Source organism: Curtobacterium sp. 'Ferrero', from assembly GCF_002412165.1.
Classification (GTDB): domain Bacteria; phylum Actinomycetota; class Actinomycetes; order Actinomycetales; family Microbacteriaceae; genus Curtobacterium.
The window spans coordinates 116,239-138,897 of record NZ_NXIA01000008.1; the positions used below are offsets into that span (position 1 = coordinate 116,239).

The following is a 22,659-nucleotide window of genomic DNA, read 5'->3' on the forward strand; positions in this document are numbered from 1 at the left end:
CATGCCGACGACGACCCCTGCAGCGCCCGCGACCCCGCGGACCGACCGCGCCGACGCCTTCGCGCTCGTGCGCACCCAGTCGGCCGGCATGCCGGCGAGCATGCGTGCCATCGCCGACGCCGTCCTCCAGGACCCGGAACGGGCCGCGGAGGGCAGTGCCGCCGACCTCGCCCACCGCGCCCGGGTGTCGCCCGCGACCGTGTCGCGCTTCGCCCGGCACCTCGGGTTCCCGAGCTACGCCGACCTGCAGCGCAGCATGACCCGCGCCGTCGAGCGCGGCATCGCGGTGCACGCCGAGATCCACGCCGGGGTCGGGGTCGACGACGACGTCGCAACGGTGATCGCGAAGGTCACCGAGGACGTCCGCGCCGTGATGACCGACACCCGCGCGGCCCTCGACCCGACGGCGCTGAGCGACACGGCCGACGCGATCGTCCGAGCACGCCGGGTGGTCCTGTACGGCGTCGGCGCGAGCGGCATCGTCGCACGGGACCTCCACCTCAAGCTCGAGCGCATCGGTATCCCGAGCTCGATCGCCGAGGACCCGCACAACGCCCTCACCCTCGCGAGCGTGATCGGCCACGACGACGTGATGCTCCTCGTCAGCCACTCCGGCACCACCACCGAGTCGCTCGAAGTGGCGACCCAGGCGAAGCTCAACGAGGCCACCGTCATCGCCGTCACCGGCCACGCGCACGCGCCCCTGACGCACCACGCCGACCACGTCCTGCTCGGCGTCGCGGGCGCCGAGAGCGAACTCCGCCCGGCGGCGATGGGCAGCCGGATGAGCCAGCTCGCGATCGTCGACGCCCTGTTCATCGTCGTCGCCCAGCGCACCGACGCCCGGTCGCGCCCCCTCCTCGAGCGCACCCGCGCCGCCGTCCGCACGCACCACCGGAGCTGAGCACCATGGCCCACGACGCCCTCCGCGACGAACTCGCCACCCTCACGACCGAGGCCGCGGACGCCGCGCTCGACGACATCGACCTCGTCCCCACCCTCGAGGCGGCCCGACGCATGAACGCTGCGGACCGCAGCGTGCCCGCCGCGATCGAGCCGTGCCTCCCGGCCGTCGCCGAGGCCGCCGACCGCATCGCCGCAGCGTTCGCGCGCGGCGGCCGGCTCGTCTACGTCGGCGCCGGCACGCCGGGCCGGCTCGGCGTCCTCGACGCCAGCGAGTGCCCGCCCACCTTCGGCACCGACCCGTCGCAGGTCGTCGGCGTCATCGCCGGCGGCGACGTCGCCCTCACCACCGCCGTCGAGGGGGCCGAGGACGACGAAGCAGCGGCCGTCCACGACCTCGACGCGCTCGGCCTGACGGCCGACGACGTGGTCGTCGGCATCAGCGCGTCGGGACGCACCCCGTACGTGCTCGCGGCCATCCGGGAGGCCCGGCGCCGCTCCGCCACGACCGTCTCGGTCGCGTGCAACGCGGGTTCGGCCGCGGGGCGGCTCGCCGACATCGCGATCGACGTCGTCGTCGGACCCGAGTTCATCGCGGGGTCGACCCGACTCAAGGCCGGTACGGCGCAGAAGCTCGTCTGCAACATGCTCACCACGCTGGCGATGGTCCGGCGACACAAGACCTACGGCAACCGCATGGTCGACGTGCGGGCGACGAACGAGAAGCTCGTCGCCCGGGCCTTCTCGCTCGTGCAGGACGTGACCGGCGCCCCCGACGCCGAGGTGTCCGCCGCGCTCGAGGCCTGCGACGGCGAGGTGAAGACGGCGATCGCGATGCTCCTCACCGGGGTGTCGGCCGACGTCGCCCGCTCCCGCCTCGCCGAGGCCGACGGCTCCCTCCGCGCCGTCCTCTGACCACCCACTCCCCTCCATCTCCCTTTCCCCGAGGAGCACATCAATGGCCGATGCACAGCAACTCGCACACCGGATCCTCGACACCGTCGGCGGACCCGCGAACATCGCCGACGTCGAGAACTGCATGACCCGCCTGCGCGTCGAGGTCGTGTCCACCGACGCGGTCGCACTCGACGACCTCAAGTCGACCGACGGGGTGCTCGCCGCGATCGCCGCGGGATCGAACCTGCAGATCGTGCTCGGCCCAGGGCTGGTCGACCGGGTGGCGACGGACCTGTCGGCGTTGCGGGCGGCCGGAAGCGCGGGCGGTGCGTCGGGCTCCGGCGCGTCCGGGGCGTCCGGCACCACCGGTGCGTCGCCGGCGGAACTCGCCGCCCGCGGCGCCTCCATGAAGGCCGCCGCCCGCTCGCGTGCCGACGGCCGCACCATGCGGTCCATCCGGAAGATCTCCGCGATCTTCATCCCGCTCATCCCCGCCCTGATCGCCTGCGGGCTCATCGCCGGGATCAACGGCATCCTGACGAACCTGCACTGGCTGCCGGCCGTCACCCCGTTCCTCGGGGTGCTCTCCAGCGGGTTCCTGTCGCTCCTCGCCGTGTTCGTCGCGATGAACGCCGCCAAGGAGTTCGGCGGCACGCCGATCCTCGGTGGCGCGGTCGGCGGGGTCGTCGTCGCCGCCGGGGTCGCGAACGTCACCGTGTTCGGGCAGACGCTCGCCCCAGGACAGGGTGGCGTGCTCGGGGCGATGGCGGGCGGCATCCTCGCCGCCCTGGTCGAACGGTTCATGCGGAGGCACACGCCCGACGTGATCGCCCTCATCGTCGTGCCGACCGTCACCGTCCTCGTCGCCGGCACCGTCACCCTCGGCGTCCTGATGTCCGTCGCCGGGGTCGTCTCGGTCGCGATCGGCTCGGCCGCGACCTGGCTCCTCGCCAACGGGGGCGCGTTCGCCGGGTTCGTGCTCGGCGGCTTCTTCCTCCCGCTCGTCATGACCGGCATGCACCAGGCCCTCACGCCGATCCACACCACGCTCATCGACCAGACCGGGTGGACGGTGCTGCTGCCCGTCCTCGCGATGGGCGGTGCCGGGCAGATCGGCGCGGCCGTCGCCCTGTGGCTGCGCTTCCGCCGCAACGAAGCGCTCTCGCGGACGATCCGTGGTGCGCTGCCGGCCGGACTCCTCGGGGTCGGCGAGCCGCTCATCTACGGCGTGACGCTCCCCCTCGGGCGGCCGTTCATCACCGCGTGCATCGGCGGGGCGTTCGGCGGCGGGGTCGTCGGCCTGTTCGACCAGCTCGGGCACTCCGTCGGCGCGATCGCGATCGGCGCGTCGGACCTGTCGCTCCTGCCGCTGCTCAACGGGTCCTCCGGGTACGGCTGGGCGTTCCTCGGCTACGGCTCGGGGCTGCTCGTGGCGTACGTCGTGGGCTTCATCGCGACGCTGCTGTTCGGGGTGTCCGCCTCGGTGCGGGCCGACCTCGAGGCGCAGTCCGCCCCGGGAGCGCCGCTCGACGTCGTCGCCTCGGCAGAGCCCGCGGACGCCAGTTCGCCCGTGACGTCCGCAGCGGCCGCAGCCCGTGCCGAGGCCGGTGCCGGCGCTGGTGCCGGTGCCGGTGCCGGCGCTGGTGCCGGTGCAGGGGCGGTGCGCTGATGCGGTCGGGCGCGAGCGCGTACCTCGGTCACGCGGAGCTCGCCGCGCCCACCTTCGACGCCGCGGCAGCCGCCGGAGCGACGCTCGCATTCACCTCGCTGCACATCCCCGAGGACTCCCCCACCGGTGCCCGGGACGCTGCGACCGCGATCGTCTCGGCCGCCATCGACTGCGGGCTCGCGGTCGTCGCCGACGTCTCCCCGAACACGGCCCGGCTGCTGGGCGACGACCCCTGGGCGTTTCTCCGGTCCATCGGGGTCGCCCGGGTCCGCATCGACTTCGGGTTCCCGGAGACTGCCATCCGGTCCATCGCCTCCGTCCTGCCGATCGCCCTCAACGCGAGCACGCTCGGCCACGAGGACCTCGCGCCGTTCGCCGACCTCGACGTCGAGCTGATCCACAACTTCTACCCGCGAGTGGACCGGCCTGGCGCTGTCCTCGGTCGCCGCGTCGGCAGCCACCGCCCGGTCGTTCGGATGGCGGCTCGGGGCGTTCATCGCCGGTGACACGGTCCGACGCGGGCCGCTCGGCGAGGGGCTGCCCACCGTCGAGGCGCACCGGAACGCCCCGCCGCTGCACCAGGCGCTCGCGCTGGCCGAGGTCGGTGTGGACGACGTGTACGTCGGCGACCCGGCACTCTCCGACCGGTCGTGGTCGCGGCTCGGGACCTTCGTCCGCGACGGGGTCGTCGTGCTCGACGGCACCGCCGCCCCCGGTGTGCACCCGGCGGTCCTCGCCGGGCTGGCCGTTCCCGACCGCGAACGACCCGACGCTGCCGAGGCGATGATCCGCCTGGAGCACTCCCGCGAGCGCTTCGCCGACCTGCCGCTGCCCGAGGCCGGCGGGCAGCCCCGACCAGCAGGGTCCGTCACCGTGCAGCTGGCATCGGCGGGGCGGTACCGCGGCGAGGTCGCCATCACGCTGCGCGACCTGCCGGCGGACGACCGGGTCGCGGTGCTCGGGACCGTCGAGGGCGCCGTCCGTCCGCCTGGCCGTCCGGAACTCAGCGTGCGGCTCGCAGCCCCGGCGCCTCGCCCGGGCGATCATTGACCCGTGCCGCACACCGACGCCACGATCGTGCTCGTCCGCAGGTTCGCGACGTACCTGCCCGACGAGCCGCGTTCCGGGGCGAGCGACGTTGTCCCCGGGTACCTCCCGAGTGAGCAGCGAAGAGCACCGCGTCGGCTCGAGATCGGCGGTCGACTCGTCCTCAGCCCCGACGTCCTGTGGTTCCGAGCACTCCGCACGACACTCCTCCGGGCCGACTGCGGCTTGCCGGTCGAGGAGATCGTCCGCCTCGAGGACGTGTCCGCCGGACTGCGCAAGCGGCGCGCAGCGCGCGCTGATCCCCCGTCGATCCGGCGCGGTGCGCCGTCAGAAGGAGCCGGTCTGGAGGCGCGACCCACCTGCGCGACGCACGGCACGCTGGCGGGTCGATCCGTGCCTCCAGTCCGATCGCGGGCGTTCCTCGTAGGGTGGGGCGCATGGGGGACTACGAGGGCATCGCTCGGCGGGCGTGGCGGCGGACCGTTCCCATCGCGATCATCGGGTTCGTGGTCGGGGCGGTGGTCGGGATCATCGTCTCCAGCGGCGACGACGTGCTCGCCCGGGTCCTCGCCATCCTCGGTGTCGGGATGAGCTTTGGTGGTCTCGGCGGTGCGCTCTCGCTCGCCCCCGCGTCGTTCCGGCTCGCGCCGTCGATGCAGTGGCCGATCCGCGAGCTGGACAAGTCCGGACGCAAGGCAGTCCGGCGGGCGGTGTTCTCCGGACGGCCGCTCGGGGAGCCGGGATCCGAGATGGCGCACCGGGCCTTCGACTGGGCTCGGGGTGCCGCAGTGACGTTGCCGGTCATGATCGGGCAGTTCCTGCTGCTCTACGCCGGGATCGCCGGGTCGCAGCTGCCGAACCTCGAGCGGGACGACCTCTGGCTCGGAGGTTTCGCGCGGATGTTCATCGCCGTGATCGTCGTGGTCGGGATCGCGGTGAGCATCTCGCTCGGGCGGCAGATCCGGGGGGCGCGGCGGTACCTCGAGGCTGTGTCGGCGCGGTAGCCGGGCGCGTCCTTCCAATGGGGCGTGGCCGTCCACAGATCCGGAAGACCGCCTTGCCGGGATGCCTGGGCTCCCCCCACGATCGAGGCATGTCGCACTGGGAAGCCGACGATGCCCGACGACGGCACATGGCGCGGTTCGGTCGGCGGGACACCGCACCCGAACTGGCCTTACGGCGGGAGCTCCACCGCCGCGGGCGACGGTTCTTCGTCGACCGCCGAGTGAGCACGCGCTGTCGCGTTCGTCCGGACCTGGTCTTCCCGCGTGCCCGGGTCGCGGTGTTCGTCGACGGCTGCTTCTGGCACTACTGCGAGGAGCATGCACACCTGCCGAGGGCGAACGCCGAGCTCTGGCGCCGGAAGCTACTGGCGAACCGGCAGCGTGACGCGCAGAACGAGGCGGTCCTGGTGTCCGAAGGGTGGCGGGTCCTGCGGTTCTGGGAGCACGGAGATCCGGGCGCTGCTGCGACCAGTGTCGAGCGGGAGCTCGACCGCTGGGACGGCATCACTCGGTCCGGCGGACGCCCGGGGGCAGGACGGATCCCGTGAATGCGTCGTTGCCGGTGTCCCTTCCTGCGAGCACCGAACGTGCCCTGCCGCCCACGCTCGTGAGCCTGGCGCCGCTCAGCCGGTTCCCGCTGGATCGGGTACGGACCTGGGACGAAGTCCCCGTCGGACCGGGCTGCGCTCCCGACGGCGGCGGCCAGTGACACTGAGGGAGAAGCGACCCTCCATGGGGCTCGGATTAAACGGGGTACCGAAATCCGGAACTCGAGCTCCAACGTGCGCATGCGATTTGTGACGGCCAGGAACGGTGCCTACGGAAGATCCGTGGGGCGCGGGTTCATCGGTGTGCCGAGAGCGGGTACCTCTCCGGGCACGCAGTGACCGTAGATGATGATGCCGACGAACTCGGGGTCCATCTGGAATTGCAGCCCGTAGCCGTCGGAAGCGGTCCCCATGTTGTATCCATTCGGGTAACCGATGACCGTACGGGGAGGCGAGAACGTCTTGTCGTGCTGAACACGTATCCCTCTCATGCCCAACTTCGACTCGAGCCTGTCCGCGACCTGCTTCGTCACCTCGTCCGGGGTGCCGGCGAGTTGCTGCTTTCGAACTGCGGTCAGCATGAACTGCGCTCCTGATCCGCCGTTCGATGAGCAGTCGTTCCATTCCGACTCAGTCCCGCTGGTCCACCCGTCCTCGCCCACGACTGACTTGATTGCCTCGAAGATGTCGTGAACCTGCTGATGGGACGCCTGCACCGTCATGGATGAGTCCTTACTCGCTGGGGCCTGGGGGCCGGTCTCGGAGCAGCCGGTGAGGAGCGTCACGAACATCGCGCACAAGGCACCCGGGATGACCCGTCGGTTAGAACGTCGGGTCACCGGTCAGTCCTGTCTGCCGCTCGTACACAAACTCCGGGGATCTGCATCACGGGAGATCGGTCGGGCGCGGATTCAACGGCGTCCCGAACTCCGGAGCCTTCCCGCTGACGCAGTGGCCTTCGATCGACACGTCTGCGTGGGAGTCGTAGGCCTGGAACTGCACGAGGAACCCGTCGGCAGCAGCTCCCCTGTTGTAGCCGTTCGGATAAGCGATGACCGGTCGTGGCGGAACGAGCGTCTCATCACGTTGCACTCGAGCACCGCCGTACCCGATCTCCTCCAGAGCGCCGACGACGCGGCTCGCTACCTCGTCAGGAGCGGCGGGAAGGGGCAGTTTGCGGGTGGCCGAACAGGTGTACTGAGCCGCCTTCTTGCCGCCGCTTCCGCAAGCGAACCAGCCCGGCTGCTCATCAGTCCAGCCATCCTCGCCCACGACGGACTGAACCGCGGCGAAGATCCGCTCCACAGCCCCGTGAGACTGTGCAACAGTCATGGACGAGTCCTTCCTTCCAGGGCGGTGAGGGTCCGTTCCCGCGCAGCCGCTCATGAACAACGAGGTGACCCCGATCAGGGTCGCGGCTCGGACCCAACGCTTGAATTGTCGAGTCACCGATGATTCCCATTCATGACGAACCGGTCACTGCAGCGACCGTCGGCGTTGAACCACACTACGGAAGTTCGCTCGACAGCGGATTCGGGCGGGTTCCGAGCTTCGGTACGTTCCCGGGCACGCAGTGTCCGTAGACCGAGAGGTCGGCGTATCCGTCGTTGACCTGGAACTAAATGGCGAACTTGTCGGGCGAAGCGCCTGCGTTGTACCCGTTCGGATACCCGATCACCGTGCGTTCCGGCGTCAGCGTTGTGTCGTACTGCACGTGCGCTCCTCGGTACCCGAGTGTGTCCAGGCCTCCCGATCGGTCTGGTGTCGTTGCTTGCGGCGTTCGTACCGCGGGTACTGCGCTGCGAGCATCCGAGGGTCTCACTCGTCGTCGTCATCGACGGCCCCCGGCGCGCATTCGGACGTGATCTCGATCGCAACCGAGATCACACTGAGTTGGTACGCCGCTCGCGGCCCGCTGTCACGATGAGCAGTCGCTGCATAGATCGTGTTGCCCCGGCTTCCGAAGTCCGTGACGGACGGCGAGACCGAGAGCCCTTCGGATCGCCAGAACATCGCCAACTCCGCGGCGTTCGCCTTCGCGTCGTTGTCCACGGTGACGACCGCGCTGTAGACGAAACGAACACCGTCATCACACTGTTCAAGGATGGGTTCCGGGATGTCCTTCCAAGGGACGTTCACCACCTGCTCACTCCGGCTGAGGAACTGGACAGCGTCTCTCTGAACATCAGCCGCGCTCGGCATCGATGTTCCTTCCTCTGCACAGGCCGACAGGCCCACGACGAGCAGGCCTGCGAGGAGAGACGCGACCCGGCTTGCGTCCTTCTTCATCACGACAGCGTCGCCTTCGCCACAGCGACCAATGGGCACGCACTGGCGTCGCGATCGATCAGGCCCTGTCCCGATCGAGTCACCGGAGGTGGCGATCCAATCGCCGCCCGCACCGGAGGTATTGTTCTTGGCCACCTCAATCGCCTGCCTCGCCAGCGACGCACTGGGAGTCGATGTAGACCAGGGCGTGCAGCCTCGTGATCTCGAAAGCCGCCCCGGGCGACCCTTGCGCTCGGGCGGTGGCCGCATAGACAAGGCCGTAACCGGCACCGAAATCCTCCTGAGTTCGTTCAACACTCAGGCCCTCCGAGCGCCAGTAGGCCGCCAGGGTGTCGGCGAGCTCGGACTGTGTCGAGGACAGAGGAGCATGCACCAGGTACTGGAACTTGACCCCGCCAGAGCATCGCTCAGCGGTCGGCTCGCGAGGAGCGGACCAGTCGAGCGCGGCCCGCCTCGTCGTCTGATCGAGGAACAGAAAGGCTTCGCGCTTCGCGGCTTCCGGTGTCACGGTCGTTCCTCTTGCTTCACAACCAGCCAAAACTGCAGTGATGACCACGAGCACAGCCGTCAGCGCGACCCGCCGACATCGAGAACCCGCCCGCACCGCGGTCATGGAAGCGTCACCCTTGCCGTGGTCAACAGCGAGTTCGTTCCCGCGTCGAGGTAGCCGTAGTCGTCGTTCGTCGCGCTGTGCACGCCGAGATCGTGGACGTTCACACGGTTCCCCTCGAACGTGTCGATCCTCGTCGCCCCGAAGTGGTCGGTCGGGTCGAGCCGGTGTGGAACGCTGTACTTCCGACCGATGAAGGCGACGTCGTACCGTTCGACGGCCTGCGCCGCGTACATGTGCTCCGCGTGGGTCGCAGCGGCGTCCGGGACGTCCGACGGGATCCCAGCCGAGCCCAGCGTCACGAACGAACGCACACCGAGCTCAGGGTGATCATGGAGCGCGATCGCCGCGACCGTGGAACCGTACGAGTGAGCGACGACGTCCAGGTGCGCTCCCGGTCGCGTCGCACGGAAGCCCTGCAGATCAGCGGCGAGCTCCTTGGCTCCCGCGATCGCGTACTCGTCTTCGAAGACCCCGCGATCGCCCGTCGTGAGGAAGTTCGGCGGCGCTTCGTATCCGATCCAGGTCACCATCGCGGTGGTGTGCTCCGTGTTGAGCACCTGGTGGAGAGCGACCACACGGGAGGCAGCCGTCATGTACTGCGTCGTGTCCTGCAGCGAACTCCCCATACCCGGCACCAGGTACGACACACTGTCGGCACGGTCGAGGTCGCCCACCGAGAACGCGCCGGTCGGCGGATGCGAGGGAGCGAACGACACCATCTGGCGCGCGACCTCGTGCAGGAGCTGCAGATGCTTCCGGCCGCCCGCAGTCAAGTTCTCGAACTGGTCGCACCGTTCCCGGGCCGCGATCAGCTCCCGCTGCGCGACAGCCTGTGCAGCCCGGCCGACCGCGCGCTCGTACTTGTCCTGGGCCAACTTCACGGCGTCCTTCGCCTCCGCGTACGCCCGCTGCGCCGCCGATCGGTTCGCCTGGTCCCGCGCCCAGTACGGCACCCCTTTGAGGTTCCCGATGACGCCGGGCAACCCCGTGATCAACGCGTCCTGCGCCGCCGAGTGCTCCCCTGCGCTCCCCCGACCCCCGAGCCCGTCCCACCACTCCTGCACGACTCCGGGTGACATGCCCTCCAGGCGATCCGCGACATCGCGCCCCTGTTCGGCGAGCACCTCCGGCGGCAGGCCCGCGATGGCGCGAAGGAAGTCTTGGTCGCTCATCGTCCGCAGTGCACCGAGGTACGAGGGAGCCACGCCGAGCACATGGGCGTCCGAGAGTCCGGACGCCGCCTCGCGGTCAGCAGCCGCTCGACGCCGGACCAGGTCGTCCCACGCTCCTTCGTACCGCGCAGTCGCTGCTGCGAGGTCGTCGGCCTCCGACGCCAACCGTCTGACCCGCGTGGCGTCCGACTCGGTGGCGTCGGCGCTCGACGTCGCCATCCGCGCTGCGGCGAGCGCGACCGCGTTCGCCGCGGCCTCCGCTTCGAGCTGGACCTGACCGCACCGGAGCCGCTCCGCCTCGTCCCGGATCTGCCGCACAGCAAGTGCGTAGCGGTCGAGCACGTCGACGGCGGTGTCGAGTCGGGAGACCAGTCGTCGGGCCGCGGGCGTCATGCTCGCGACCGTGACCGAGAACCGCTCCTTCGCTGCTCCGGTCCAGTCGTCGGCATCGGCACCGGACCGTTCGACTCGGCGCGCACCTGCCTCCACATCGTCCCGGTGTTCGGCGAGGGCCCTGGACAGCAACAGGATCGCGTGCGGATCCCCGGCGAACGGGTCGGCGGTCACTGGACGGCCATCGCCGGGCCGCGTGCGAGGTCGGTGTCGGTGTCCGGCACGAGTTGACGGGTGTCGTACGCGAACTGCGCGAGCGTCCGGCTCGTGTCCACCAACCAGCCGGTCGAGCGCTCCTGGGCGGCACGGAACCTCGCGAAGGCCGACTCGACCGGTTCCGCTCCGAACGCGCCGTTAGCGCTCGGGATCGGACGTTCCGCGAACGTGTTCCGTGCGACCGTGAGCGTCCTGCTCACCCCCTCGAGCGCCGCGTACGACACCCGCAACTCCCCAGACATGCCGACCTCCCCCTTGCTCCCGCGAACACCTGCAAGATACCAGTTCCAGTATCAGATGCAAAACAGTGGAGAGATCGCGCCACTCCAGCGCGAGCACCACCCAGCCACCCCGCCTACGCTCGAACCAATGCCCGCCCCGCACGACCAGCCCGCCAGCAGCCCCGCCCCCGCTCCCGACGGCTTCATCCACGTCCGCGGCGCCCGCGAGCACAACCTCCAGAACGTCGACGTCGACATCCCCCGCGACCGCATCGTCGCCTTCACGGGCATCTCCGGCTCTGGCAAGTCGAGCCTCGCCTTCGGCACCGTCTTCGCCGAGGCTCAACGCCGCTTCCTCGAGTCCGTCGCCCCGTACGCCCGCCGACTCATCGCGCAGGGCAGCACGCCGCACGTGGACGCGATCACGGGCCTGCCCCCGGCCGTCGCCCTGCAGCAGCGGCGGGGCGCGCCGAGCACCCGCTCGACCGTGGGCACGCTGACGACGCTGAGCAACTCGGTCCGCATGCTCTACTCGCGCGCCGGCACCTACCCGGAGGGCGCGACGCAGCTCTACTCCGACTCGTTCTCCCCGAACACCGTCGCCGGGGCGTGCCCGCGCTGCCACGGCCTCGGCACGGCACACGAGGTGACCGAGGCGTCGGCGGTCCACGACCCGTCGCTGTCCATCCGCGAGGGCGCGATCACCGCCTGGCCGGGTGCCTGGCAGGGCAAGAACCTCCGCGACGTGACGGCAGTCCTCGGCTACGACATCGACCGGCCGTGGAAGGACCTGCCGAAGGCCGACCGCGACTGGCTCCTCTTCACCGAGGAGCAGCCCGTCGTCGAGGTGCACCCGAAGCGCGACCGTGTCGCGAAGCCGTACAAGGGCCGGTTCTGGAGCGCACGCCAGTACACGCTGCACACCCTCGCCGATTCACAGAGCGAGACGCAGCGGAACAAGGCCCTGCGGTTCGTGGAGTCCGGCCCGTGCCAGCTGTGCGGCGGCTCGGGACTGACGCGGGCGGCCCTCGCGGTGACGTTCGGCGGGCTGAGCATCGCCGAGTTCAACGGGCTGCCCCTGAGCGAGCTCGCCCAGGTCCTCCGCCCTGCCGCCGAGCTGACGGACCCGACGCCGGCGCAGAGCACGGTGACCTCGGGCGAACGGTCGGAGGTGGCGAAGTCGATCGCCCAGGACCTCGGCAGCCGCATCGGCGTCCTCATCGGCCTGGGGCTGGGGTACCTCGGGCTCGACCGGGCGACCCCGACGCTCTCCCCCGGCGAGACGCAGCGCCTCCGGATCGCGACGCAGCTCCGTTCGGGGCTGTTCGGCGTGGTCTACGTCCTCGACGAGCCGAGCGCGGGCCTGCACCCGGCGGACACGGAGTCGCTCGTGCAGGTCCTCGACGACCTGCGCGCGGGCGGCAACAGCGTCTTCGTGGTCGAGCACGACATGGACATCGTCCGGCGGGCGGACTGGATCGTCGACGTCGGACCGGGCGCGGGCTCGGGTGGTGGGCGCGTGTTGTACAGCGGCCCGCCGGACGGCCTCGCCGACATCGAGGAGAGCGTCACGCGCCGATACCTCCACCCCGGCGGCGAGCGCCCCGCCCACGAGCCGAGGGAACCCGTCGGCACCCTCGAGATCCGCGACGCGACCCTCCACAACCTCGACCACCTCGACCTCGACCTCCCCCTCGGCGTGATGTCCGCGGTGACGGGCGTCTCCGGCTCCGGCAAGTCGTCCCTCGTCGGCGGCGTCCTCCCCACCGTCGCAGCACGGCACCCGCTCATCACCCGCGTCGTCGAGGTCGACCAGAAGCCGATCGGCCGCACGCCCCGCTCGAACCTCGCGACCTACACGGGCATGTTCGACGCCGTTCGGCAGGCGTTCGCCGCCACCGAACAGGCGAAGCAGCGCGGCTGGACTGCCGGGAGGTTCTCCTTCAACGTGGAGGGCGGCCGCTGCGAGGTGTGCCAGGGCGAGGGCTCGGTCTCCGTCGAGCTCCTGTTCCTCCCCGGCAGCTGGGCGCCGTGTCCGGAGTGCCACGGCGCCCGCTACAACGCCGAGACGCTCGAGGTCCGCCGCGACGGCTCCACCATCGCCGACGTCCTCGGCATGACCGTCGACGAGGCCGCGGACGCCCTCGCCGACCTCCCCGCCGCCGCCCGAGCGCTGACGGCCCTGCAGCAGGTCGGCCTGGGCTACCTGCGGCTCGGCCAGCCGGCGCCGGAGCTCTCCGGCGGCGAGGCCCAGCGCATCAAGCTCGCCACGGAACTCCAGCGCGCACGCTCGGGCCACACGCTGTACCTGCTCGACGAGCCCTCGACCGGTTTGCACGCCGCCGACCTCGAGCTGCTCACCGCGCAGCTCCACCGTCTCGTCGACGCCGGCAACACGGTGGTCGTGGTGGAGCACGTCATGTCGGTGGTGGCGCAGGCCGACCACGTCGTCGACCTCGGCCCGGCGGGCGGGGAGGACGGCGGCCGCGTCGTCGCGACGGGCACGCCGTCCGAGGTGGCGGCCTCCGCCGCCAGCCGCACCGCGCCGTACCTGCGGTCCGCCATCGGCTCCTGACCACCCACTGGACTGGAGGCACGGCACCAGCCCGCCCCGCGCCTCCCGTCCGCCACCCACCGGGAGCACCCGCGCTCGTCGCCCTGGCCGATCCGGTGCACGATCCTCGAGGATCGGGAACCCGATCGGCCACGAGTCGAACCGAGGACATCCTCCGATCGGAGGATGCCGGTCGGCCGGACCGGTCGAACCGTCCGACCGCGCACCGCGTCAGGCTGGACCCATGCCCGACACCCCCGCCATCGAGGTCCGCGACCTCCGCAAGCTGTACGCCACCGGCACGGTCGCCGTCGACGCCGTGTCGTTCACGATCGCTCCCGGTGAGACCTTCGCCCTGCTCGGACCGAACGGCGCCGGGAAGTCCACCACCGTCGAGATCCTCGAGGGGTACCGCTCCCGCACCGCGGGCGAGGTGCGCGTCCTCGGCCACGACCCCGCCCGTGCCAGCCGGCGGCACAACGCTCGCGTCGGCATCGTGCTGCAGACGAGCGCGGAGTCCCCGAACGTCACCGTCGCCGAACAGCTGCGGCACTTCGCGACCCTGTACCCGCGGCACCGCGACGTCGACGAGCTCCTCGACGCGGTCGGCCTCACCGAGCAACGGAACGGCCGAATCAGTCGCCTGAGCGGAGGCCAGCGTCGGCGGGTCGACGTCGCGCTCGGCATCATCGGGCGGCCGGAGGTGCTCTTCCTCGACGAACCGACGACCGGCTTCGACCCCGAGGCCCGCCGCCAGTTCTGGGCCCTCATCCGCAGCGTGCAAGCCGAGGGCACCACCGTGTTCCTGACGACGCACTACCTCGACGAGGCCGCTCACCTCGCCGACCGCGCCGCCGTGATCGCGAACGGCCGGTTGCTCGACATCGCCCCCATCGACGAGATCGGCGGCCACGAGGCCCGCACCCCGATCGTCCGCTGGCGCGACACCGCCGGCACCCGACACGAGGAACGCACGAGCGACCCCGTGTCGTTCATCCGCTCCCGCACCGAGGACGGCTTCACCGACCTCGAAGTGATCCGCCCGTCCCTCGAGGACGTCTACCTGGAGATGGTGGCCTGACCATGATCGCGCTCGCCCGTATCCGCTACGAGATCCGCTCGTACTTCCGTGCTCCCGACTCGGTGTTCTTCACCTTCCTGTTCCCCATCGTCATGCTCGCCCTGTTCTCCGTCGCGTTCAGCAGCGCGCCGGACATCAGCGCGGGACCGGGCGTCAGCGTCGACTACGCCACCTACTACCTGCCCGGCCTCGTCGCGACCGGCATCCTGCTCTCAGGCACCCAGTCCCTCGGCGTGGACATCGCCGGCGAGCGGAGCGACGGCACGCTGAAGCGCCTCGGCGGGACGCCCCTGCCCGTGCTGTCGTACTTCGTCGGCAAGATCGGCATGGTCCTCGTCACCACGGTGCTGCAGACCGCGATCCTGCTCGCCGTCGCCCGCTTCGTGTTCGACGTCGACCTGCCGACGGACGGCGGCCGGTGGTGGACGTTCGCGTGGATCATGCTCGTGTCCATCGCGACGAGCAGCGTCCTCGGCATCGCGATCTCGGCACTCCCCCGCGAGGGCCGCCGGGCCACCGCCACCATCGTCCCCGTCGTCCTCGTCCTGCAGTTCATCTCCGGGGTGTACCTGCCGTTCACGCAGCTGCCCGACTGGCTGCAGAACGTCGCGAGCGTCTTCCCGCTGCGGTGGATGGCGTCGGGCATGCGGTCGGTGTTCCTGCCGTCGCAGTTCGCATCGGCCGAGCCGGGAGGCGCGTGGCACCTCGGGACGGGAGCGGTCATCCTGGCAGCATGGCTGGTCGTCGGCGTCGTCGTCTGTCTCCTGACGTTCCGGTGGAACCGCAAGGACGCCTGATGCCGTCTGTGGAGAACTCCCGCGCGGGGTCGGTCGGGTGGGATGCTGGTGCCGTGCACCGCATCACCCGTCACCGCTACTGGGGCCTCCACGTGGGCTTCGTGGTGACGATGGTGCTCATCGCGATCATCGCGGCGTTCGGGTGGTCGCCCTGGCCGTCCCGATGGGCAGCTTTCGCCATGATCGCCGTCCTGTCGATCAGCTATACGACGTTCGGCCGACGGGGCTACGACGACCGTCGCGCCGCCGGGGCGTTCCTCGTGGTGATGGTCATCGCCGCCTTCGTCCTGCCGGCGGTCGCCCCGAGCACGGCGTTCGTGCAGAGCATCCTGTTCCCCGTCCTCTGGTGCCAGCTGGAGTCGATCCGCGGATCGATCGCGGCGTCGGCCCTCATCGGCATCGCCTCCGGCGCGGGACTCCTGGTCGCCTCCGGGCCGGACGGCGCCGTCGGCACCATCCTCATCGAGGGTGTGAGCATCGCCGGCGCCTGCGCCCTCGGCCTCTGGATCACCCGCATCGCGACGCTCTCGGACGAACGCCGCCAGCTCATCGACGAGCTGCAGGCGACACAGGACTCCCTCGCCGAGGCACACCGCCGCGCCGGGGTCACGAGTGAACGCGAACGCCTCGCCCGGGAGATCCACGACACCGTCGCACAGAACCTCGCCGGCATCGTCATGCTCACCGAACGCGCCCGTGGCGACCTCGCCGCCGGACGCACCGACCGGCTCGAAGACCGTCTGTCCGTGCTCGAGGAGTCCGCCCGCGCCGCCCTCGAGGAGTCCCGTACCCTCGTCGCCGCCGGAGCAGCCGGGGTCTCGGGCGACGGCCTCGGCGCGGCACTCCACCGACTCGCCGAGCGCTCCACCCGCGAGACCGGCATCCCCGTCACGGTCGACGCCGGAGACTGCGTGCTCGACCGGGACGCGCAGGTCGTGCTGCTGCGGGTCGCCCAGGAGGCCCTCGCGAACGTCCGCGCACACGCCGGCGCCGCCTCGGTGCAGGTCGCACTGCACGTGGCAGCCGACCGGGTCGGTCTGCGGATCGCGGACGACGGCGTCGGCTTCGACCCGGCGGTCCCGACCGCGGGCCACGGGCTGCGCGGTCTCCGCGAGCGGCTCGCCCTCGCAGGCGGCACCTGCACCATCACCAGCGCTCCCGGACGCGGCACCGTCGTCGACGTGACGCTGCCCACCGGGGCCGAGCCGCGCCTCCCGGCCGCTGCCGCGCCGGCCCATACCGCGGCGGCCGAGGCGCTCCGGTGATCCGCGTCGTCGTCGCGGACGACCACCCGATCGTCCGCGCCGGGATCATCGCGCTCCTCCAGGACGCCGACGACGTCGAGGTGGTCGGGCAGGCCGCCGACGGCGACGCCGCCGTGGCGGTCGTCCTCGCGGAACGGCCGGACGTCGTCCTCATGGACCTCCGCATGCCGGGCGTGAACGGCGACGAGGCCACGGCGAGGATCCTCGAACAGTACCCCGGCGTCCGCGTGCTGATCCTCACCACGTACGAGTCCGACGACCAGATCCTCGCCGCGATCGAGGCGGGGGCCTCCGGCTACCTGCTCAAGGCCGCGCCCGAGTCCGAGATCCTCGCCGGCGTCCGCGCGACGGCCCGCGGCGAGACCGCCCTCGCCCCCTCGGCCGCCGCCGCCCTCGTCCGCCGGACGACCGGCAAGCCGACTGCCGGCCCGACGCTCTCCCCTCGTGAACTCGAGGTGCTGCAGCTCGTCGCGCAGGGCAACTCGAACCCGTCGATCGGTCGCGCGCTCTTCCTCAGCGAGACCACCGTGAAGACGCACCTCGGGCACGTGTTCGACAAGCTCGGCGTGAACGACCGCACCCGCGCCGTCACCCGCGCGATGGAGCTCGGCCTCCTCCCCTGACGGCTACTCCCAGGTCAGCACGAACCGGCCGCGCGTCCCACCCGCCTCGAGCCGCGCATGCGCCTCCGCTGCCCGCGCAGCCGGCAGCACCTCGGCCACCCGCGGCGTCAGCGTCCCGCTCTCCACCGCGTGCCGCAGCTGCTCGAGCTTGTCGAACGACCGGTACTCCCCGAACACCATGATCTGCTCGAACCGTATCCCGCGAGCCCCGTTGCCTCCCCAGCCCCGCACGTCGAGGAACACGCCTCCGTCCCGGACGGCGTCCACGACCTCGTCCCGCTGGACGGCAGCATCGGCGAGCGCGTCGACCCCGTCCGGCACGAGCGCACGGACCGCGGCGGCGAACCCCGCCCCGCGCGCCACGACGTGGTCCGGCCCGAGCGACCGCACGAGTGCCTCGTCCTGCGGCGCGGCGTCCGCGATCACGGTGATCCCCGCGGCCCGGGCCAGTTGCACCACGTAGTTACCGAGCAGCCCGGCCGCTCCGGTGACGGCGAGTGTCTGCCCCGGTTCGAGCTCGGCCCGGGCCAGGATCTGCAGCGCGGTCAGCCCGTTCATCGGCACCGTCGACGCGAGTGCGGCGGACAGTCCGTGCGGCACCCGGGTGAACGACCCGACGGGTGCGACGAGCTCCTGCACGTACGCCCCACCGTGCGTGCTGAGCGGGAGGGCCATCGCCATGACCTCGTCGCCGACCGCCCACCCGGACACGTCGGGGCCGACCTCGTCGATGACCCCGGCGGCGTCCATCCCGGGAACGTACGGCGGTGACGCCTGGGACGAGTCGCGCTGCCCGGCACGCACCCCGGTGTCCGTCGGGTTCACGGCGAACGCCTCCACCCGGATGCGCACCGATCCCGCGCCGGCGTGCGGCTCCGGGACCTCGTGGACGGCGAGGGCCTCGGGCCCTCCGAACTGCTCGACTCCGACGACCTGCATCCTCCCGGTCTACCCGGGCGTTGCTCGACGCACCCAGTGACGGCCTGGAGGCGCAACACCAGCCCGCACCGCGCCTCCCGTCCGGTGCGTTCCGGCTCCGGGGCTGGACGGCCGCCGCCAGGGCGCCCCGCGGTCGGCCGCTGTCACGCGCCGCTCCGTTGCCGGTACCAGCGCGGCGTGAGCCACGCCGGCACACCGAGAACGAACAGTCCGACCGCGACGAGGATCAGCACGAAGGCCGCGACCACCATCACCGCGGTGAGCACGAACGCGTGCGTCGACAGGAGCGCCGCGAACGTTCCCAGGCAGATGCCGCCGAGCCCGAGGAACGTGGTCGGGAAGACACGGTCGGCGCTCCACGAGCGCGTCCAGCTCCGCCAGAGGCCGGTGTACGCCGTCAGCCCCACGAGCGTGAACGATCGCTCCCACGTTCGGTCCCCCGTCTTGCTCACGTACCAGGCCCATCGTAGGGTCGAGCGGTACGAGTTCCGAACCGGGGGACGACATGACGAGCTGGCAGATCCAGCCAGGGCAGGCCCGCGCGATCATCACGCAGGCGGAAGCCGACTCGGCAGGCATCGCGACGGCGACGCGGACGCTCGAGTCCGCGATCGCCCAGGCGATCGGAGCCGTGCGCGGTGGGACGCAGAGCGCCGCCGCGCTGGCGGACTTGGCGATCGATCCGATCGGCGTCGATGTCCTCGCGGCGAAGCAGCAGGTCAGCACGGCGATCGCAGCGACGCGCTCGGCCATCACGGCCTACGAGCACGGCGACGAGGAGATGGCGACTGACGCCAACCGGCACGTCGCCGACGTGGAGTGGGGCGGTGACGAATGACGGCCGTCGGCACCCCCGCGGAACTCCCCGACGCGACAGCGGTCAGCGAGGCCGCCGCAGCGTTCACGGCGATCGCCACGCAGACGACCGAAGCGACCGACGCGGTCGCGTCCGGATGGGCCGGGCTCTCCGCACCCGGTGTCTACCAGGCACCCGAGGCTCACCGGGTCCACGTCGCCATGGACGCGCCGAAAGCCGTCGCGGAGATCGTCGCGGGCGACGTCCGACAGGTCCAGCGAGTGCTCGACGCCTACGCGACCGTCCTGACCGATCTCGCGGCGCGTCGAGCGACCCTGCTGTCGGACATCGGCTCGCATGAGACCGCAGTGCGCGAAGCGGCAGACGCACCGGCCGACGCGGACCCCGACGGCACGACAGCCAATGCGCTCGCGACGGCGGCCACCGACCTCTCCGGACGGGTCCGCACCTTCAACGCCGATGTGGAGTCCGCGGACGCCGACTGTGCGGACGGCCTGCGCTCCCTCGCCAAGTACGCCGGGGTCACACGGATCCGAAACGTGGTCGACGCCGCTGCCGGCGAGCCGTCCGGCACTGCGATCGGTCTCGCCGAAGAGGCCACGAACCGGGTCCGCCGGCTCGAGATCGCCGTCGAGACGGGGTCGATCGAGACGATCAAGGTCCAACCGGTCCTGGAGTGGAAGGGCGCTTCCTTCGCCACCAGTCCCGGCAGCCCGTTGCTGATCCCGGAGCGGACGGCGCAGTCGTTCATCACGCAGCCCGAGCCGGACGTGATCACGAAGAACCACCTCTTCATGATCTGGGACGACGGCGCGACGAAGTCGGCCCTGCCGAAGGTCGCAGAGGTCGGCGGTCGCGCCCTCGGTGTTGCCGGGACGGTACTCACCGTCGGTTCGGCGTACGCCGACCAGTACCAGGAGGACTCGCAGACCCACCCGGAGTGGTCGGAGGGCGAGAAGCAGGCGAGTGCGACGGAGAACGCCGTGTTCGTCGGCGGCGGCTCGGCAGCGGGTGCCTGGGGCGGAGCCGTCATGGGCGCAGAGCTCGGCGCCGCGATCGGCAGCGTGTTCCCCGGCCCGGGCACGGCCATCGGCGGGATCGTGGGTGGCATCGTCGGCGGTATCGTCGGCAGCGGGGTCGGCGAGGACATCGGCCGAGCCGCCAAGGGACTATGGGACAAGATCACGGGATGACCGGAGCAGACACCACGACAGCGGGCTGGCGAACGCGTGCGACCGCGGCCGGAGGATTCCGGGTCCCTGCGGGGTGGATCGACGACGACCGCACCGGAGCCCTCGCGGTCGTCCGGCCGGAGGTCGCTGCGAACCCGAACGGTACCTTCCGCGAGAACGCGGTGCTCTCGGTGGTCGAGTCCGCCGGGGACATCGTCGCCGACTCGTCGAACGCGATTGCCGAGGCCCGAGCAATGCTTCCGTGGTCGCACGTCGTCTCGGTCACCCCGTGGCCGGAGGGGCCGTTCGAGCGCAGGATGCAGTTCCTCTACGAGTACGAGGGGGTGACGGTCGCCGTCACGAAGTTCACCGGGACGACGCGCGGCGGACGCGTCGATCTGACGTGCAGCGCCGGACTCGACACCTACCCAGCCATGATCGGGACCTTCGACTCGATCGCCGCGCTCAGTCCCCTGGAGCTCCTCTCGTGAACGATCTCCTCGACCCCTTCGCGACGAAGTACGCCGGCCAGCCGCTCGAGCGCCTCGACCGGACCCCGGGAAGGCCGCTCCCCGAGCCGGCGTACGCACTGCCGTCCGGCGCACTGCAGGCGCTCTTCGATCTGCGCGGCCGAGGCCTCGTATCCGCGGCGAAGCGCAACACCCCGGCGGCCGCTGCACTGCGCGAGAGCGGCTTGCTCGGTCGGTTCGGCGGAGCGAGCGAGACAGCGACGACCATCACCGGCATCGTCGAGCGTGCGCGCCGCACACTCGCGGCCGAACGCGTCTCCCGCACCGGCACGACGACGTGGTCCTGCTGGGCCGACGGTGCCGACGCCGTCGTCCGGACGGTGCACGACGACACCGAGACGATCGACCTCCTGCCCGTCACCGCGGCCGTCGGTCGCCTGATCGCCTGGTCTGGCATCGAGCCCTTCTGGCCCATCGCCGACCCGGACGACGACGAGTCGCGAGTGATCCCGGACGACGTCGTGGACGCCAAGGTCTCGGGCCACCAGGTCGAACCCCCCGCGGAGGTCGGCCCGGTCCTCGCCGCCCGTTGGTACAAGCCCTGGTCGACGGTCTCGATCGCGGTACCGGGATCCGACGACGGGCTCCCCCTCGTGTTCATGGGTTCGGCATCGCACCTGCGCATCCGCGTGGAGGGTGGCTCACGACTGCAACTGGTGCCGTCGTACTGGGTCTTCGAAGCGCTCCCGCAGTTGCTCGAACGAAGCTGGAGCACGACGTGATCTGGATCATCGGCGCCGCCTGTATCTTCGTCGGCCTGCTCGGCTACACCGGAGTCTGGCGTTCCTGGGCGAAGGGCGGCCTGTCTTACTGGGTCTTCGGCCTCTTCTGGTTCGGTCTCGGCATCGTGCTGGTGAGCATCGTCCTCGCGCTGCCGGACCGCCCGAGCTGGCTCTTCTGGGTCCCCGCGGTCATCGCCCTGCTCGGCGCGGCCTCGACCTGGTACCTCCCCTCCGCGCTGACACCACGCTGGTTCCGCGCGCTCCGCAGCAGCTGGCGCTGATCCCGGACGACTCCTCCGACGTCCTACGACATCGGAGGCGTCGTTCCGAGTCCGTCCCTCCCGAAAGCAGCACCGCACCTCCCACCGGACAGGAGGCGCGGCCCCTGCCCGCACCGTGCCTCCCGTCCCACGCATCCACCGTCCGCCATCCGGCGCGCGCGCTCAGATCCGCGCGTCCGCCCATCCGACCGGGAGCGGAGCACTCCGCCGTCGGGATCGCACCGCCGTCGTCGAGATCCAGCGCCCGCAGAAGCTTCCTTCGCAACCTCTCACGGCTCGAGCGACGTCGGGAGCAGAAGCTCCTCGGACATCAGCCGTCCGGCGAACTCCGGCAGCGGCAGCGACACACGTGACGACCCGCTGGGCGGCACCACACCGACAGAGGCAGATGGCCGGCCGACGCCAGCAGGCCGACCGCGACCTCGGTGTCCTCCCCTTCAAACAGCCGCTCCGCCGTCGCGGCGTCGACCGCGTCGAGCACCGCACGATGCACAGCGATCGCGGACACGACAACCGACGCCACGCGGAGAACACCCCGATGGGTACACCGACAGCATCCCCGCCCGAGCACCCCGCTCACCGACGGCACCGGTCACGCCCAGCTGCCCGCCTGCTCGGACAGCATCGCGCCAGGAGCGGCGGATGCGATCAACGCGGACAGAACGGGGTCATGTTGGTCCGAGGTGGACTGCACGAGTGGCCGCGGAGGCATCGCAACGTCGCTGGGCGTCGCTCGCGAGCCCGAGCACTCGATGAGCAGCGAAGAGAGCCGTTCCTGCACGGCGGCGGGTGCTCCTGTCGCTCCCGAACAGCCCCCGTGAACGCAGGAAACCCCTGACCACATCATGGTCAGGGGTTCCCTGGTGTTACCAACATTTGAGTCCGGCGGCGTCCTACTCTCCCACA

Annotated in this window: 24 protein-coding genes and 1 pseudogene; 17 read left to right on the top strand and 8 right to left on the bottom strand. The window is 71.1% G+C overall.

Going from position 1 to position 22,659, the window contains the following annotated elements:
• Position 1: 1 nt before the first annotated feature.
• From Csp2054_RS09300 to vsr, 7 genes and pseudogenes are all read left to right on the top strand, one after another.
• Positions 2-904, top strand: a complete 903-nt coding sequence (locus Csp2054_RS09300) for a MurR/RpiR family transcriptional regulator (protein WP_176491639.1) — start codon at positions 2-4, stop codon at positions 902-904.
• Between the two features lie 5 nt (positions 905-909).
• Positions 910-1,818 carry an N-acetylmuramic acid 6-phosphate etherase gene (gene murQ / locus Csp2054_RS09305; protein ID WP_096899026.1) on the top strand — a complete coding sequence of 303 codons (909 nt, stop codon included), beginning with the start codon at positions 910-912 and terminating at the stop codon, positions 1,816-1,818.
• A 43-nt stretch (positions 1,819-1,861) separates the two neighbouring features.
• Positions 1,862-3,469, top strand: a complete 1,608-nt coding sequence (locus Csp2054_RS09310) for a PTS transporter subunit EIIC (RefSeq protein WP_096899027.1) — start codon at positions 1,862-1,864, stop codon at positions 3,467-3,469.
• Positions 3,469-4,072, top strand: a pseudogene (locus Csp2054_RS09315) (MupG family TIM beta-alpha barrel fold protein); the annotation flags it as partial. The gene Csp2054_RS09310 and the pseudogene Csp2054_RS09315, both read left to right, overlap by 1 nt.
• A gap of 3 nt (positions 4,073-4,075) precedes the next feature.
• Complete coding sequence (locus Csp2054_RS09320) at positions 4,076-4,519, top strand: phospho-sugar glycosidase domain-containing protein (protein WP_255252682.1); 444 nt, start codon at positions 4,076-4,078, stop codon at positions 4,517-4,519.
• Between the two features lie 434 nt (positions 4,520-4,953).
• Positions 4,954-5,520 (top strand): hypothetical protein, encoded by a 567-nt coding sequence (locus tag Csp2054_RS09325; RefSeq protein WP_096899030.1) that lies wholly within the window; start codon positions 4,954-4,956, stop codon positions 5,518-5,520.
• A gap of 89 nt (positions 5,521-5,609) precedes the next feature.
• Positions 5,610-6,068: a DNA mismatch endonuclease Vsr gene (gene vsr, locus Csp2054_RS09330; protein WP_096899031.1), complete on the top strand. Its 459-nt coding sequence runs from the start codon at positions 5,610-5,612 to the stop codon at positions 6,066-6,068.
• Between the two features lie 269 nt (positions 6,069-6,337).
• On the opposite strand, the gene Csp2054_RS09335 is transcribed toward vsr, so the two are convergent.
• From Csp2054_RS09335 to Csp2054_RS09360, 6 genes are all read right to left on the bottom strand, one after another.
• Positions 6,338-6,790, bottom strand: coding sequence for a hypothetical protein (locus Csp2054_RS09335; RefSeq protein ID WP_096899059.1), 453 nt, complete (start codon positions 6,788-6,790; stop codon positions 6,338-6,340).
• 163 nt (positions 6,791-6,953) lie between these two features.
• Positions 6,954-7,400, bottom strand: coding sequence for a hypothetical protein (locus Csp2054_RS09340; protein ID WP_255252683.1), 447 nt, complete (start codon positions 7,398-7,400; stop codon positions 6,954-6,956).
• Positions 7,401-7,886: 486 nt separating this feature from the next.
• Positions 7,887-8,492, bottom strand: a complete 606-nt coding sequence (locus Csp2054_RS17750) for a hypothetical protein (protein WP_141399209.1) — start codon at positions 8,490-8,492, stop codon at positions 7,887-7,889.
• 1 nt (position 8,493) lies between these two features.
• Positions 8,494-8,865 carry a hypothetical protein gene (locus Csp2054_RS09350; RefSeq protein WP_096899033.1) on the bottom strand — a complete coding sequence of 124 codons (372 nt, stop codon included), beginning with the start codon at positions 8,863-8,865 and terminating at the stop codon, positions 8,494-8,496.
• 101 nt (positions 8,866-8,966) lie between these two features.
• On the bottom strand, positions 8,967-10,709 hold the full coding sequence (locus tag Csp2054_RS09355) for an alpha/beta hydrolase (RefSeq protein ID WP_096899034.1): 1,743 nt from the start codon (positions 10,707-10,709) through the stop codon (positions 8,967-8,969).
• Positions 10,706-10,993 (bottom strand): hypothetical protein, encoded by a 288-nt coding sequence (locus Csp2054_RS09360; RefSeq protein WP_141399210.1) that lies wholly within the window; start codon positions 10,991-10,993, stop codon positions 10,706-10,708. Before Csp2054_RS09360 ends, Csp2054_RS09355 begins: the two co-directional genes overlap by 4 nt.
• Before the next feature lie 127 nt (positions 10,994-11,120).
• Here Csp2054_RS09360 and Csp2054_RS09365 point away from each other — a divergent pair, with 127 nt between their 5' ends.
• The 5 genes from Csp2054_RS09365 to Csp2054_RS09385 all read left to right on the top strand — a co-directional run bounded on the left by Csp2054_RS09365 (position 11,121) and on the right by Csp2054_RS09385 (position 17,292).
• Entirely contained in the window at positions 11,121-13,547 is a 2,427-nt protein-coding gene (locus tag Csp2054_RS09365; protein WP_096899036.1) for an ATP-binding cassette domain-containing protein, read from the top strand.
• A 223-nt stretch (positions 13,548-13,770) separates the two neighbouring features.
• The gene (locus tag Csp2054_RS09370) at positions 13,771-14,607 is read left to right on the top strand and encodes an ABC transporter ATP-binding protein (RefSeq protein WP_096899037.1); all 837 of its coding nucleotides are present in this window, start codon (positions 13,771-13,773) and stop codon (positions 14,605-14,607) included.
• Positions 14,608-14,609: 2 nt separating this feature from the next.
• The gene (locus Csp2054_RS09375; RefSeq protein ID WP_096899038.1) at positions 14,610-15,404 is read left to right on the top strand and encodes an ABC transporter permease; all 795 of its coding nucleotides are present in this window, start codon (positions 14,610-14,612) and stop codon (positions 15,402-15,404) included.
• Positions 15,404-16,669 (top strand): sensor histidine kinase, encoded by a 1,266-nt coding sequence (locus Csp2054_RS09380; protein ID WP_176491640.1) that lies wholly within the window; start codon positions 15,404-15,406, stop codon positions 16,667-16,669. The genes Csp2054_RS09375 and Csp2054_RS09380 overlap by 1 nt, the downstream gene beginning before the upstream one ends.
• Entirely contained in the window at positions 16,666-17,292 is a 627-nt protein-coding gene (locus tag Csp2054_RS09385; RefSeq protein WP_096899040.1) for a response regulator transcription factor, read from the top strand. Before Csp2054_RS09380 ends, Csp2054_RS09385 begins: the two co-directional genes overlap by 4 nt.
• Positions 17,293-17,295: 3 nt before the next feature.
• Here the strand turns inward: Csp2054_RS09385 and Csp2054_RS09390 are convergent, their stop codons facing one another.
• The gene (locus tag Csp2054_RS09390; protein ID WP_096899041.1) at positions 17,296-18,231 is read right to left on the bottom strand and encodes an NADP-dependent oxidoreductase; all 936 of its coding nucleotides are present in this window, start codon (positions 18,229-18,231) and stop codon (positions 17,296-17,298) included.
• A 143-nt stretch (positions 18,232-18,374) separates the two neighbouring features.
• Positions 18,375-18,683: a hypothetical protein gene (locus Csp2054_RS09395; protein WP_096899042.1), complete on the bottom strand. Its 309-nt coding sequence runs from the start codon at positions 18,681-18,683 to the stop codon at positions 18,375-18,377.
• A gap of 53 nt (positions 18,684-18,736) precedes the next feature.
• Here Csp2054_RS09395 and Csp2054_RS09400 point away from each other — a divergent pair, with 53 nt between their 5' ends.
• From Csp2054_RS09400 to Csp2054_RS09420, 5 genes are read left to right on the top strand one after another with little or no spacing between them, the layout of a single operon-like run.
• Complete coding sequence (locus Csp2054_RS09400; RefSeq protein ID WP_096899043.1) at positions 18,737-19,069, top strand: DUF6507 family protein; 333 nt, start codon at positions 18,737-18,739, stop codon at positions 19,067-19,069.
• Positions 19,066-20,241: a hypothetical protein gene (locus Csp2054_RS09405; protein WP_096899044.1), complete on the top strand. Its 1,176-nt coding sequence runs from the start codon at positions 19,066-19,068 to the stop codon at positions 20,239-20,241. Before Csp2054_RS09400 ends, Csp2054_RS09405 begins: the two co-directional genes overlap by 4 nt.
• Entirely contained in the window at positions 20,238-20,711 is a 474-nt protein-coding gene (locus tag Csp2054_RS09410; protein ID WP_096899045.1) for a hypothetical protein, read from the top strand. The genes Csp2054_RS09405 and Csp2054_RS09410 overlap by 4 nt, the downstream gene beginning before the upstream one ends.
• Complete coding sequence (locus Csp2054_RS09415) at positions 20,708-21,472, top strand: hypothetical protein (protein ID WP_096899046.1); 765 nt, start codon at positions 20,708-20,710, stop codon at positions 21,470-21,472. The genes Csp2054_RS09410 and Csp2054_RS09415 overlap by 4 nt, the downstream gene beginning before the upstream one ends.
• Positions 21,469-21,753, top strand: a complete 285-nt coding sequence (locus tag Csp2054_RS09420; RefSeq protein ID WP_096899047.1) for a hypothetical protein — start codon at positions 21,469-21,471, stop codon at positions 21,751-21,753. Before Csp2054_RS09415 ends, Csp2054_RS09420 begins: the two co-directional genes overlap by 4 nt.
• The last annotated feature ends 906 nt before the right edge of the window (positions 21,754-22,659 follow it).